This window comes from Actinomycetospora sp. 2LY8.5 (assembly GCF_057180585.1).
This window is the reverse complement of the sequence record NZ_JBXUHE010000039.1, coordinates 35241-48626: the sequence shown is the minus strand read 5'-3', so window position 1 is coordinate 48626 and position 13386 is coordinate 35241. Positions and strand designations below refer to the sequence as shown.

The window sequence follows — 13386 nt, the reverse complement described above, 5'->3', positions numbered from 1 at the left end:
CCGGGCGATCTCGGCCCGTAGACAGCGCCCCATGGCCACATCCCAGGTGCTGGCGAGGTCCGCCGGACCCGCCTCCGCGAGCCAGGACGAGCAGGAGGCGGTGGCCGCGGTGCCGCCCACCGGGCCCGTCCCGGTCGTCGACACCTCCGCCGAGACCGCCGACACCGCCGGCTACAGCCTGCTGCTCACCCGCGAGCCCGAGCACGTCGCGGCCGCGCAGCGGCTGCGCCACCGGGTGTTCGCCGGCGAGCAGGGCGCCCGCCCCGCCCCCGACGACGAGATCGCCCTCGCGGCGGCAGCCGAGGGACGCGACGCCGACGCGTTCGACGCCCACTGCGACCACCTCGTCGTGCGCGAGGACGCCACCGGGGCGGTCGTCGGCACGTACCGGATGCTCACTCCGGCGGGCGCCCGCGCCGCCGGCGGCCTCTACTCCGACACCGAGTTCGACCTCTCGGCCCTCGACGACCTGCGCGACGAGATCGTCGAGGTCGGGCGCTCCTGCGTGCACCCCGACCACCGCCACGGCGTCGTGCTCTCGCTGGTCTGGGCCGGGATCGGCCGCTACATGATGCTCACCGGGCACCGATGGGTCGTCGGCTGCGCGAGCGTGCCGCTGACGGGCGACGGCGCGATGCCGGGCGCGGTGTGGTCGCTCGTCGCCTCGAAGCACCTCGCCCCGGTCGCGCGGCGGGTCCGCCCGTGGCACGAGGCCCCGATCGCCGCGCACGACCCCGAGGTCCCCGGCGCGAACAAGGCCGCCCGCGCGGTTCTGCCGGCGCTGCTGCGCGGCTACCTGCGCCTCGGCGCCGAGATCGGCGGCGTGCCGGCGCTCGACCCCGACTTCGGCGTCGCCGACCTGTTCGTCCTCCTCGACCACACCGCGATCGACCCGCGCTGGCGCCGCCACCTCTTCGGGGAGGAGGCGTGAACGCCTGGTCGCCGACCTCCCCGTGCGACCCCGGCTGCCTGCCGGGGCCGCCGTCGGCGGACGCGCGAGCCCGGGTGCTGCGCGCGCTGCGCCTGACCGTGCGGGGCGCGGCGCTCGCCGCCGTGCTCCTCGGGGGCCTGCTCGCGGCGCTGGTGGTGCCGCTGCTCGGGCCCGCCGCGACGGCCTGGGTGCAGCGGCTCTGGGCGGCCGCGGTGCTGTCGGCCTGCGGGGTGCGGGTGCGCCGGACCGGCCCCGCCGCCCCGCCCGGTGCGCTCGTCGTCGCCAACCACGTGTCGTGGCTCGACGTGGTCGCGCTGCACGCCGTGGCGCCGGTCCGGATGCTCGCCAAGACCGAGGTGCGCCGGTGGCCGCTGCTGGGCCTCATGGCGGCGTGCGCGGGCACCCTGTTCCTCGACCGCGACCGGCTGCGCGACCTGCCCGGTGCGGTCGGCGGCCTCGCCGACGCGCTGCGCGCCGGTGTCCCGGTCGGCGTGTTCGCCGAGGGCACCACGCGCTGCGGCCGCGACCTCGGCCGGTTCCGGCCCGCCGCCTTCCAGGCCGCCCACGACGCGGGTGCGCCCGTGGTCCCGGTGGCCCTGCGCTACCGGCGCCGGGAGGACCCGAGCGCGGCTCCCGTCGACCCCACCGCGGCGTTCGTCGGCGACGACACCCTCGCGGCCTCGCTGCTGCGCGTGCTCACCGCGCGCGGGGTCGACGTCGACGTCACCGCGTGCCCGGTGATCGACCCCCGCACGGTCCCCGCCGGACCGGCGCGCGCGACCGCCCGGCGAGCCCTCGCGGCGCGCACCGCCCGGGCGATCGCCGCCGCCCTGCCGGGGCGCGAGCGGCACCCCGCCGTGCCGAGCTCGCTGCCCACCGTCCGGGAGCTCGACCATGCCGCCTGAGCCCCTGTCGCCCGAGCCCCTGTCGCCCGAGCCCCTGCCGCCCGAGCCCCCCTCCGAGGCCTCCCTCGCCGACCGGGCGGTGTTCGCCGCGCAGTTCGTCCGCGCGCCGGTGGCCACGGCCTCGGTGTGGCCCAGCAGCACGGCGCTCGCCCGCGCCATGGCCGACGCCGCGCTGAGCGGCGACCACCCGCATCCCGCGGTGGTCGAGCTCGGCGCCGGCAGCGGCGCGTTCACCGGGCTGCTCGCGCACCGGCTCGCCGGCCGCGGCCGCCAGCTCGCCGTCGAGATCAACCCGGTGCTCGCCCACCGCCTCACCGAGCGCTTTCCCACCGTCGAGGTGGTGCCCGCCGACGTCGCCGAGCTCGGGGCCCTCCTCGCGCTGCGGGGCATCCGCGGGGCGCAGGCCGTCGTCAGCGGCCTGGGCTGGTCGGCGACCCGCCCGGGTCGGGACGACTCCCTGGTCCCGGTCGTGGCGCGCGCCCTGGCCGACGACGGCGTGTTCGTGCAGTTCGCGTACCGGTGGACGGCCTGGGCCGGCCCGGCGCGGGCCCTGCGCACGGAGCTCGGCGAGTGCTTCGCCGAGGTCGAGACGTCCCCGGTGGTCTGGCGCAACCTGCCCCCGGCCGTCGTCTACCGCGCGTCGTCACCGCGGCGTTGACGGCTCCTCCCCTCGGCGGTGCCCAAGGGGCGCACGTGGGTGATCACGGACGCCCGGGTGTCACCACGACGGGTGCTGCGGAGGGCGGTGCGGTGATCCGCCCAGGTCAGGGGCAGGGCGCCCGTCGGGAGGGTGTACGGTCCCGCAACCATCGGCCCGGACGTCCGGATCGCGGCACTGTCGCGGCGTGGCGTTCCGTGTCGACCGACCGTCCGTGTGACCGTCTGTTGTGACCGGTCCGACCGCGTCGTGGTCCCTCCGCGACGAACCCGCACCACAGAGAGGGGAGACACCGCGATGGCCCTCCCGACGTTGACCCCCGAGCAGCGCGAGGCCGCCCAGGCCAAGTCGCGCGAGGCCCGCCAGGCCCGCTCGGCCCTCCTGGCCGGAATCAAGAGCGGCGAGGAGTCGATCCCCGCCGTGCTCGACCGCGGCAAGAGCGACCCGATCGCCGGCAAGACCAAGGTCTCGCAGCTCGTCCGGGCCCTGCCCGGCTACGGCCCGGCGAAGGCCTCCGCGGTCCTCGAGCAGGCCGGGATCCCCGAGGACCGACGCGTCGCCGGCCTCGGCTCCCGCCAGCGTGAGGCACTGGTCAGCGCGCTCGGCTGAGTCCGCGCGCCGCACCCGGCACGTACGACGACGGGGCGGTCGGTGGTCCGGTTCCCCGGACCACCGACCGCCCCGTCGTGTGTCGGGGTGACCGGAAGGGTCAGTAGCCGCCGCCGTACGCCGCGGCGCCGTCATCGGCGCGGTGGCGTCCGCCCTGGTCGTTCTGGCCGTTCTGCCGCTCGCCCTGCTGCTGATCGGCCTGGGGCACCGTCGCGGCCGCCGCCGCGCTCTCGGCGGCGTTCGCCACGTCGCCGACGCGGAGCTCGCCCGTGGTGGGCGTGGGGTCGGCCGTGAGGACGGCGTTCCCGCCGACCACGGCGACACCGCCGCCCGCGAGCGCGCCGACCAGGGCGAGCGCCCCGGCCGTGCGGGTCGGTAGCGGCACGCGCCGACCGGGGTCGCGGCGCCCGACGGCCGGGACCGCGTGCGACGGCGTCACCGGCGCCAGGGCGCTCGGGACGGCCGCGGGGAAGGCCGGGCGCGGCGTCCCGCCGGTCGTGGGGCCGCCCGGGAGCGCCGTGGAGCCGGTGGAGGGACCGGCCGGGCCCGCGCTCGCCGCCGCGAGCGCGATCGCCGCGAGGTCGAGCGCGGCGGTGTCGGCGTCGAGGGCCCGGTCGCGGGAGGTGCTGTCGCGGGAGGTGCTGTCGCGGGAGGTGCTGTCGCGGGAGGTGCTGTCGCGGGAGGTGCTGTCGCGGGAGGCGCTGCGGGCCGCGCGGGGCATCGGCCCCGACGGGTGTGCCTCGGTGGGGCCCTGGCGGGGCAGGGCGGCGGCGAGGTCGATGGCGCGCTGCCCGCCCGTCATCACAGCGGTGCCGGTGGGTGCGGCCGGGGGAGGCGCTGCTGCCGCTCGGGCAGGCGCCGCACGGTGTCGTGCCATGCGAGGTCTCCGTCGCGCCGCCGGTCGACCTGGCGCGAAGGGGAGCGAGCCAGGTGCCGCGTCGCCGGTTGGGGAGCCCGGCGCGTGGCGTTCGGCCTGTCACCGCAGGGGTCGGGGGCCGCGCCCGCCGGACAGGCCCGGGCGGGACGAGCGCGGGTCCGGCACCAGCTGCCACGGGTGACCGGACATCCCCGAGACTAGGTCGCGGGGGAAGACCCGTCACCGGACGGAGCGAGGCCCGGACGCTGGGTGTCCACGCGCGTCGCGGCTGCTCAGGCCGCGGATGTCCGGTCACGACCGCGCCGCGGCCGGGTCTCGGGTTCATCACGAAGTGATGTACATCACAGACAAGTGCGGCTGTTCGGCCCACTCCCTGTTCGCGGGCCGCTCATCCCGGTTGCGCCGAGCGAGGGTTGCGCTACCCAGCGGGTCGACAGCACCCGGACGAAAGGGTTCCATCGGGGCGGTCCCCGACCGCAGCGGCTCCGGGGGCGGGTGCTGCCCCGGCGACCCGCCCGGTCCACCGCCCCGACACGGCGGCCCCGAGCGGGCCGCGGAGAGGCGTCGATGAGCGACCGGGTCACCCCCCAGCCCGATCAGCCCGACCCCCACCGTCCCGGCTCCGACGGCGAGCGCGCCCTGCAGGACGCCCTCGGGACGTCCGCACGGGCCGAGCGCTTCTACGGCGACCAGATGTGCGACCGCCTCGTGCCCGCCATGCAGGACTTCATGGCGCGGATGACCATGGCGTTCGTGGCGACGGCGGACGCCCACGGCGAGTGCGACTCGACGCTGCGAGCCGGGCCGCCCGGGTTCCTGCAGGTCCTCGACGACCGGCACGTGGCGTGGCCGGAGTACCGGGGCAACGGGGTGATGGCGAGCCTCGGCAACATCACCGAGAACCCGCACGTCGGCCTGATGATGATCGACTTCACCGACGAGCTCATCGGGCTGCACGTCAACGGGGCGGCGCGCATCGTCGACGACGCGGTGCTGCGCGCGGAGCACCCCGAGATCCCGGAGGAGACCGCGCCGGGGCGGCGGGCCGACCTGTGGGTGGAGGTCACCGTCGAGGAGGCCTACATCCACTGCCGTAAGCACATCCCGCGGATGGTGCCCGTCGACCGCAGCCGCTCCTGGGGCACCGACGACGTCAAGCGCAAGGGCGGCGACCACTTCGGCGTCGCCGGGGCCCGACGCGCCGAGGCGCGTGAGCGAGCCGACACCCCCGCGAGGGACCCCCGGGCGGCGGAACACGCGGGGGCAGGGGCATCCTCCGGAGAGTGATCTCCGACCGGCATGCGTGGACCAGACCCGAGCTCGAGACCGTCGCTCCCGGCGTCCACCGCCTGCCGCTGCCCCTGCCGAACGACTCCCTGCGCGCGGTCAACGTCTACGCGCTGAGCCCCGAGGGAGACGACGGCGAGCTCACGCTCGTCGACGGCGGCTGGGCGATCGACGAGTCGCGTGACGTCCTGGCGCGGCTGCTCGCCGGCATCGGCGCGGAGATCGGCGACATCCGCCGCTTCCTCGTCACCCACGTCCACCGCGACCACTACAGCCAGGCGATCGCGCTGCGCCGCGCCCACGGCGCGCGGGTGGCCCTCGGCGCGGGTGAGGCCGAGTCGCTCGAGGCCGTGCGCGGTCGCGACACCGGCCTGCAGGCCCAGGTGGTCGGCCTCGAGCGCGCCGGGGCCCCGGAGCTCGCCGGCGAGATCCGCGCCTGGCTGGGCGCGGAGGAGGCGCCGCCGGTCGACGACTTCGCCGACCCCGACGAGTGGCTCGCCGATGGGCAGGAGCTGCGGGCGGGCGGGCGCTCGCTCGTCGCCCGGGAGACGCCGGGCCACACGCGCGGGCACCTCGTGTTCGTCGACGAGTCCGGCCCCGACGGCCCGATGCTCTACGCCGGCGACCACGTCCTGCCGCACATCACGCCCTCGATCGGCTTCGAGCCGGCGGCGCGGCCGGGGGCGCTGATCCGCTACCTGACGTCGCTCGCGGCCCTGCGCGCCGAGCCCGACCGGCTGCTGCTGCCCGCGCACGGGCCGGTCGCGCCGAGCGTGCACGAGCGCGTCGACGAGCTGATCGCCCATCACGACCATCGCCTCGAGGAGATCGCCACGGCGGCCGGGAAGGGCCTGTCGACCGCGGCCGAGATCGCGGGCGCGCTGCGGTGGACGCGCCGTGAGCACCGCCTCGAGGACATGGAGACCTTCAACCGGATGCTCGCGGTGCTCGAGACCGACGCGCACCTGGAGGTCCTCGCCGCGCAGGGGCGGGTGACGCGCACGTCCGGCGAGGACGGCGTCGTCCGGAGCACGCCCGCCTGACCACCCGGCCGACCCGGGACGGACACCTCCCGTGCGCCCAGGATCGCCCCTGCCGGCGGCGCGCGGTCGGTGTGCCGGGCTACCGTGGAGGGTCGTCCCGGCACACCAGGCGCCGGACCGTCCGCTGGAGAAGGCCCGCGTGACCCGTACGTCCCCGTCCGCCGCCGACACCGCGCGCGGCGCGCACGACCCCGACGGCGATCCCGGGGCCGTCGACCCCGTCGCGGCCGAGCAGCCCTACGTGAGCATGCTCTACGGCAAGCTCGACGAGCGCCGGGCCGAGACCGCGGCGCTGCTCGCCCGCGTGCTGCGCGACGAGACCACCGGCACCCCGCAGGCGGTCTCCGAGCGCGACGCCGCCGCCCAGATGTACTCCGAGCAGCTGGCCACGCTCTCCGCGGTCGAGAACGGCCTGTGCTTCGGGCGCCTCGACCTCGACCCGGACCGTCCGCCGCCCCCGCCGATCGACGGCGACCCGGAGCCGGTCGAGGGCGGCGACGGCAGGGATCAGGACGTGCTCTACGTGGGGCGCCTCGGGCTGCTCGACGACCACCACGACTACGAGCCGCTGCTCGTCGACTGGCGCGCGCCCGCGGCCCGCCCGTACTACACCGCGACGGCCGCCTCGCCCGACGGCGTGCGCCGCCGCCGGCACATCCGCTCGCGCAGCCGGCGCGTCACGGCCGTCGACGACGAGATCCTCGACCTCGATGAAGCAGCAGCGGCCGCCTCGACACGCGCCACCCAGCGCACCGGGCTCACCGGCGAGGCGGTGCTTCTCGCCGCGCTCTCGGCCGGGCGCACGGGGCGCATGGGCGACATCGTCGCGACCATCCAGAGCGAGCAGGACCGGGTCATCCGCTCCAGCGCCAACGGCGTGGTCGTCGTCGAGGGCGGGCCCGGGACGGGCAAGACGGCCGTGGCGCTGCACCGCGCGGCGTACCTGCTCTACACCCACCGGCGCCAGCTGGCCCGCCGCGGCGTGCTCGTCGTCGGGCCCAACCCGACGTTCCTGCGCTACATCGAGCAGGTCCTGCCCTCGCTCGGTGAGACCAGCGTGCTGCTCTCCACGGTCGGGGAGCTGTACCCGGGCCTCGCCGCGCATCGGCCCGAGCCGGCGACCGCCGCCGCGCTCAAGGGCCACGTCGACATGAGCAAGATGCTCGCCACGGCCGTCCGTGACCGCCAGGAGCTGCCGCGGCGCCCGATCCGGCTGCACGTCGACGGCGAACCCGTCGTGGTCGACCGCGACACCGTCGCCCAGGCCCGCACGCGCGCCCGGCGCACCCGCCGGCCCCACAACGACGCCAAGCGGACCTTCGTGCGCGAGGTCGTCGACCAGCTCGCCCGCCGCGAGGTCGACCGAGTGGGCCGCGACCTCGACGGGCAGGGCAACCTGCTCGACCGCGGCGACCGCGCCGACGTCCGGGCCGGCCTGCGCGCCGACCCCGACCTGCGCGCCGTGCTCGACGAGCTCTGGCCCACGCTGACGCCCCCGCAGCTGCTCGCCGACCTCTGGACGACCCCGGCGCGCCTCCGGGCGGCCACGCGCGGCTGGTCCGACGCCGACCGCGCCCTGCTGGCCCGCGACGCCCCGCCGACCGACCTGCTCGACGGCGCCTGGTGGAGCCCCGCCGACGCCGTGTTGCTCGACGAGGTCGCCGAGCTGCTCGGCGAGGACGACACCGCCGCCCGCGAGGCCGAGGAGCGCAAGCGCGAGGCCGACGAGGCCTACGCCGCCGGCGTGCTGGAGATCCTCGCGATGGAGGAGGACTGGGACCCCGAGCTCCTGCGCCCCACCGACGTCGTCGACGCCAGCGTGCTCGCCGACCGCACCCGCGAGGCCACCTACGCCTCGGCCGCCGAGCGGGCCGCCGACGACCGGACCTGGACCTTCGGGCACGTCATCGTCGACGAGGCCCAGGAGCTCTCGCCGATGGCGTGGCGCGTCCTGATGCGCCGCTGCCCCAGCCGTTCGATGACGTTGGTCGGCGACGTCGCGCAGACCGGCGCGCGGGGCGGGGCCTCGTCGTGGGGCGAGGTGCTCGCGCCGTACGTGAAGGCGCGCTGGCGCCGCGAGGTCCTCACGGTCAACTACCGCACGCCCGCCGAGATCATGGCGGTGGCGGCCGACGTGCTCGCCGCGATCGACCCCACGGCGACGCCGCCGGAGTCGGTGCGCGCGTCCGGGGTGGCGCCGCGCGCGGTGCCCACCGACGAGTCCGGGCTGGTCGCGGCGGCTGTCGAGCAGGCCCGGCGGGCGCGCGAGGCGGTCGTCGACGCGGAGGGCGCCGGGCGCGTCGCGGTGCTCGCGCCGGGGGCGCGGGTCGACGAGCTCGCCGCCGCCCTGGGCGTCGCGGCCGGGCCGACCGGGGCCGCCGACGGCGGGCGGTCGGGCGATCCGACGGTCGACCTCGGCGCTGAGATCGTCGTGTCCGAGGTCGCCGACGCCAAGGGCCTCGAGTTCGACGCCGTCGTGCTCGTCGACCCCGAGGGCGTGGTGAGCGCCTCACCCCGCGGGCTCAACGACCTCTATGTCGCCCTCACCCGTGCCACCCGGTCGTTGGTGGTCGTGCACCCGGACGTCGTACCGCCCGTTCTCGGTCGCCTGCTCGGGTAACGCGGGCACGCCCGGCATCGAACCACCGGGCAGGGGCCGTCCGTGGAATCGGCCGTGGGCGTCGTCGACCACCGGCCGCTCGCGGCGGGCAACCCGCCGTTCGGGCGACGCGCCGCCCGGGACGTCACGCAGACGAGGGACCCCGTCGTACGGGATGATCGGGTCGACCGCGCACCGGGAGGAGGGCGGGCAGTGAGCACCGAGACCGGTCCGCCCGCGATGGTGGGCGGGCGATACACCCTCGGCGACCTCATCGGGCGCGGCGGCGCCGCCGACGTCTTCCGGGCGCGTGACGAGCTGCTCGGCCGCGACGTGGCGATCAAGATGTTCAACGCGGCCGGCTCCGTGGTGTCCTCCGACGTCGAGCCGGGCGACCCCGCCGACCCGGCCGAGAAGATCGGCGACATCGAGGAGGGCCAGGAGGCCCGCCACCGCCGCGAGGTGCTCACCCTCGCCGGCCTGTCCCACCCCGGGCTCGTCACCGTCTACGACGTCGGCGACGAGGACGGCCGCGCCTACTTCGTCATGCAGCTCATCGAGGGCGACACGCTCGCGCAGCGGGTGCGCGCGGGCCCGCTCCCGGTCGTCGACGTCGTCGCGCTGGGCGCCGCGCTCGCCGACGCGCTGGCCTACGTGCACCGCCGGGGCGTCGTGCACCGCGACGTCAAGCCCGGCAACGTCCTGCTCGACACCGAGGGTCGCGCCCACCTGTCGGACTTCGGCATCGCCGCGGTCCACGACGCCGCGCCCGTCACGGCGGCCGGCATGGTCATCGGGACGGCGTCGTACCTCAGCCCCGAGCAGGTGCGCGGCGAGCCGATCGACGGCGCCGTCGACATCTACGCCCTGGGCCTCGTGCTCATCGAGTGCCTCACCGGACGCCGCGAGTACCCGGGCAACGCGCTCGAGGCGGCCGTCGCCCGCCTGCACCGCCGCCCCGTCGTGCCCACCGGCCTCTCACCCGGCCTCGAGGCGCTGCTCACCGCCATGACCGCGGACGACGCGGCCGACCGGCCGACGGCCGAGGAGGTCGTCGCCGGGCTGCGCGGCGTCTCCCGCGAGGTCGGGATGGACGCCGAGACCGTGCTGTCGCCGGTGCTCATGACCGCGCCCACCAGCGTCGTCGGCCCGGGCGCGTACGCCGTCGGGCCGGCCCCCGAGCCCGAGCCGACGGGAGCCTCGTCGCTGGCGCGGCCCGAGCCTCGCCGGCGCCGCCGCCTCGCCGCCGCCGTGGCCGCCGCGGCCGCGACGCTGCTCGTCGCGGGCTCCGCGGTGGCGTACGCGGTGCTCTCCGACGAGCAGCCGCTGCCGCCGGTGCCGGCCGCGACCCTCGCGCCGCCCCCGCCGCCACTGCCCGTCGCCCCGCAGGTCACCACCACCGACGAGACCGAGGCGGCCACGGCGCCGCGCACCCGGCGCACCACCACCCCGCGCCGCACGACGACCACCACCACGACCACGACGACCACCACCACGACCGTGCGCCCGCGCGTGGTCGTCCCGCCGCCGGTGGTCGAGGAGCCCGAAACGACGACCACGACCGAGGCGCCCCCGCCCGGGCAGCCCGTGCCCAACGCCCAGTAGCGGTCAGCCGCCGCCCGGCAGCGGGTTGAGCGCGGCGGCCACCGAGAGCACCGGCCCGGCGGGCAGCAGGCCCACCACCGCGCCGGGCGCGGGCGGGAACGCCTCGCCCAGCCCCAGCGCCGCCGCCGTCTCCGGGTCGGGCACCGCGGACGCGAGGCCGGACCCCGAGATCACCGTGGGGCTGCCGAGCGCGTCGTCGCGGCCGATCGGGACCGCGCGGACGGCGACGCCGCCGCCGGGCACGGCGACGGCGTCCACCCGGTCGCCGGAGCCGTCGGCCTGGGCGAGGGTCGTCGGCGGTGTGCCGGTGGCCGGCGGGTCCACGCCGACGGTGAGCACGACCGGGCCGCCGCCCTGCGCGCTGGCGCAGGTGGTGGGCGCCTCGGCCATGGGTACGGCGCGAGGCACCGGGTCGGGGTAGGCGGCGACCGCGATCCCGCGGGCGGTCGCGAGCGCGCGCAGCTGGCCCGGCGAGACGATCGGCACCGGAGCGTCGGCGCGCGCCGGGTCGTCGAGGCGGACGAGCCGGGCGACGACCTCGGGCACCTCCTGCACGCCCTCGCGCTGCACGACGTACCAGCGGTCCGGGGTCCCGGGTCCGACGAGGCGCACGACGCCGCCGACCGGCTCGCCCGCGAGCAGCCCCGCCGGTGGCACCTCGCCCCGTCCGGCGATCTCCGGCGCGACGATCGGCGGTCCCTCGGTGAGCGTGTTGAGCAGGCTCGTGCTCACCGGGCGCGGGATCTGGCCCGCGAGGTCGAAGGCGAGGACCACCGCCCGGTCGCCCAGGTCGAGGCGCGAGCGGACGCCGTCGTGCACGAGCCAGGTGCCGTCGAAACGGTCGCGCAGCAGCAGCCCGCGGCCCGGGTCGAGCGGCCGGGCGGGCGGCGCCGGACCCGCGAGCACGGTGGTCCAGACGCGCGGCTGCTCCCACGGACGGGCGGCCCCGGGCTGCGGGCTCCCGGTGTCGCACACCGACCACACCGGCGGGACGGGCGTGCCCGCCGGGGGCAGGGGCGGCGCGTCGACGATGCCCACGCCGCGCTCGCGGGGTGCCGTGGCGATGTCGGCGTCGGCGACCTCGACGGGCTGTGCGTCGCCCGCCCGCCCGCCGGGCTGCCCGCCCGCGGCCGCCAGCCCGGCGAGCACGAGGCGCGCCGAGGCGAGGTTGGCCACCGGCACCAGGCGGTCGGGCTGGTGCACGACGACGTAGAGCGCCCCGGTGCCCTCGGCCACGACGATGTCGGCGCCGCGCCAGTCGGCCGGCTTGTCCAGCAGCCCCCACACCGCCGCGACGCCGAGGGCGAGCGCGGCGATCAGCACCCCGGCGACGGTGGCCCGGTGCTGCGAGCGCAGCGGATCGGCGGCCGGCACGGCCTGCCGCCGGACCAGCGCCGACTGCAGGCGGCGCAGCCCGAAGCGGTACGCGTGGACCTGGTCGGAGGTCGTCGTCGGGGGAGGCATCTCGCCGCGGATCGTGGCACGTCGCGGCGCCGCCGGTGACGCGTTCCGGTCAGGCGGCCACGGGCACCCGCGCGGGGCGCGGGGAGATCCGCAGGGTGATCGTCGCGCGCACGACCTCCTGCCCGCGGGCGTCGGTGATCGTGATGTCGGCGTCGACGTCCTCGCGCTCGTCGGAGAACGCGGGCGGCGCCGGGAACGTCGCGACGGCGAGGAGGTCGGTGTCGGCCTTCGCGAGGTACTGCACGGTCATGCCGCGCGGGATCCAGCGGTGCGTCGAGGGCGTCGTCGCCTCGGCGAGCACACCCATCGCGTACTCGGCGAGGGTGCACGACGCGATGGCGTGGACGGTGCCGAGGTGGTTGTGCACGAGCCACCAGTTGCGCAGCGACACCTCGGCCCGCCCCGGCTCCAGGGTCCGGATCATCGGCGCGGCGGTCAGGAAGTACGGCGCGCGCAGCCACACGGCCGCGCTGACCAGCAGGCGGCCCGGCCACGAGCCGGAGAAGCGGCGCCACGTGCCCAGCACGCTCGGGGTGCTCATGGCAGGTACGTTACCGGGCGGTAGCGGGCTCGTCGTCCCTCCGGGAGCGGACGATCACCGACGCAGGGGTGACGTAGCGGATTCACGAACGGGCGTTCGGGGAATCCGTGGGTCTGCGCGACCAGGCGCTCCTGCTCGGAGGAACCGATGACCGCTCAGTCCGGACGGCCCGTCCCGTCCTCTCCCGGGGCCTCGGGCCTCCCCGACCGGCTCGCCGCGGTGCTCGGCGACCTGTCCCTCCCGGCTCACCGCTGGCAGGTGCTCACCACCGCGGAGATGTACGGGGTCGACACGGTCACGCGCACGATGCTCGAGCGCCTCCCGGAACGCCGCTACCACTCGCTGGGCGAGGTCGTGGCCGTCCTCGCCGCCGTCCTGTCGGGGCGCCCGGTCGCCGCGGTGGGCCGGGCCGGGCCGCCGCGGATCCCGCGCGCGGCGCCGCGGAGTGGCCCCGTGGTCGCGCGTCCGACGCGGCCGGTCGCACACCGGCCCGTGCGCCCCGTCGCGTAGGTGTCCTACCCCTGCTCCTCGAGGTCGAAAGCGTCGTCGCCGACCCAGACCCGCAGGCCGTCGCCGTCGTCGGTGATCGCGCCCTCCTCTTCCTCGGAGAGCTCGCGGGCCGCGCCGAGCGAGCGTTCGTCGTAGCCGACGCGTCCGTGGCCGAGGTCGCGCGGCCGGTACTCCGAGGCGAGGACGGCGGTGCGGCTGCGCGTCGCGAGGAACGCGGCGTTCTCCGGTCCGACCTCGGCGACCCACTGCTGCTTGCGCACGGGTGTGGGTCTACTCGGTCTCTCGCGCGCACGGCAAGGAAGCGGCAAGGAATCGGGTGGACCTCCACCCCGGTCGAGGACCTACCGTCGCGGCTGC

The 13386-nt window shown here is 77.2% G+C and carries 13 protein-coding genes; 9 read left to right on the top strand and 4 right to left on the bottom strand.

Features of this window, described 5'->3' with window-relative positions:
• Positions 1–31: 31 nt before the first annotated feature.
• The 4 genes from AC2A1K_RS29000 to mihF all read left to right on the top strand — a co-directional run bounded on the left by AC2A1K_RS29000 (position 32) and on the right by mihF (position 3103).
• A complete protein-coding gene (locus tag AC2A1K_RS29000) occupies positions 32–931 on the top strand; it encodes a GNAT family N-acetyltransferase (protein WP_483899821.1) in 900 nt (299 codons plus the stop codon).
• On the top strand, positions 928–1836 hold the full coding sequence (locus tag AC2A1K_RS28995) for a lysophospholipid acyltransferase family protein (protein ID WP_483899820.1): 909 nt from the start codon (positions 928–930) through the stop codon (positions 1834–1836). The genes AC2A1K_RS29000 and AC2A1K_RS28995 overlap by 4 nt, the downstream gene beginning before the upstream one ends.
• Positions 1826–2494 (top strand): class I SAM-dependent methyltransferase, encoded by a 669-nt coding sequence (locus AC2A1K_RS28990; protein WP_483899819.1) that lies wholly within the window; start codon positions 1826–1828, stop codon positions 2492–2494. Before AC2A1K_RS28995 ends, AC2A1K_RS28990 begins: the two co-directional genes overlap by 11 nt.
• Before the next feature lie 297 nt (positions 2495–2791).
• On the top strand, positions 2792–3103 hold the full coding sequence (gene mihF / locus AC2A1K_RS28985) for an integration host factor, actinobacterial type (RefSeq protein WP_274284601.1): 312 nt from the start codon (positions 2792–2794) through the stop codon (positions 3101–3103).
• A 100-nt stretch (positions 3104–3203) separates the two neighbouring features.
• Here the strand turns inward: mihF and AC2A1K_RS28980 are convergent, their stop codons facing one another.
• A complete protein-coding gene (locus AC2A1K_RS28980; RefSeq protein WP_483899818.1) occupies positions 3204–3980 on the bottom strand; it encodes a hypothetical protein in 777 nt (258 codons plus the stop codon).
• 567 nt (positions 3981–4547) lie between these two features.
• Here AC2A1K_RS28980 and AC2A1K_RS28975 point away from each other — a divergent pair.
• From AC2A1K_RS28975 to AC2A1K_RS28960, 4 genes are all read left to right on the top strand, one after another.
• Entirely contained in the window at positions 4548–5267 is a 720-nt protein-coding gene (locus tag AC2A1K_RS28975) for a pyridoxamine 5'-phosphate oxidase family protein (protein WP_483899817.1), read from the top strand.
• Entirely contained in the window at positions 5264–6310 is a 1047-nt protein-coding gene (locus tag AC2A1K_RS28970) for an MBL fold metallo-hydrolase (RefSeq protein WP_483899816.1), read from the top strand. The genes AC2A1K_RS28975 and AC2A1K_RS28970 overlap by 4 nt, the downstream gene beginning before the upstream one ends.
• 139 nt (positions 6311–6449) lie before the next feature.
• Complete coding sequence (locus AC2A1K_RS28965) at positions 6450–8930, top strand: HelD family protein (protein ID WP_483899815.1); 2481 nt, start codon at positions 6450–6452, stop codon at positions 8928–8930.
• Between the two features lie 192 nt (positions 8931–9122).
• On the top strand, positions 9123–10514 hold the full coding sequence (locus AC2A1K_RS28960; RefSeq protein ID WP_483899814.1) for a serine/threonine-protein kinase: 1392 nt from the start codon (positions 9123–9125) through the stop codon (positions 10512–10514).
• 3 nt (positions 10515–10517) lie between these two features.
• Here AC2A1K_RS28960 and eccB read toward each other — a convergent pair whose 3' ends face one another.
• On the bottom strand, positions 10518–11978 hold the full coding sequence (eccB, locus tag AC2A1K_RS28955; protein ID WP_483899813.1) for a type VII secretion protein EccB: 1461 nt from the start codon (positions 11976–11978) through the stop codon (positions 10518–10520).
• A 49-nt stretch (positions 11979–12027) separates the two neighbouring features.
• The gene (locus AC2A1K_RS28950; protein WP_483899812.1) at positions 12028–12519 is read right to left on the bottom strand and encodes a hotdog fold domain-containing protein; all 492 of its coding nucleotides are present in this window, start codon (positions 12517–12519) and stop codon (positions 12028–12030) included.
• 147 nt (positions 12520–12666) lie between these two features.
• Between AC2A1K_RS28950 and AC2A1K_RS28945 the strand changes: the two genes are divergently transcribed.
• Positions 12667–13029 (top strand): DUF2795 domain-containing protein, encoded by a 363-nt coding sequence (locus tag AC2A1K_RS28945; protein ID WP_483899811.1) that lies wholly within the window; start codon positions 12667–12669, stop codon positions 13027–13029.
• A 5-nt stretch (positions 13030–13034) separates the two neighbouring features.
• Here AC2A1K_RS28945 and AC2A1K_RS28940 read toward each other — a convergent pair whose 3' ends face one another.
• The gene (locus AC2A1K_RS28940; RefSeq protein WP_483899810.1) at positions 13035–13289 is read right to left on the bottom strand and encodes a hypothetical protein; all 255 of its coding nucleotides are present in this window, start codon (positions 13287–13289) and stop codon (positions 13035–13037) included.
• Positions 13290–13386 lie beyond the last annotated feature (97 nt).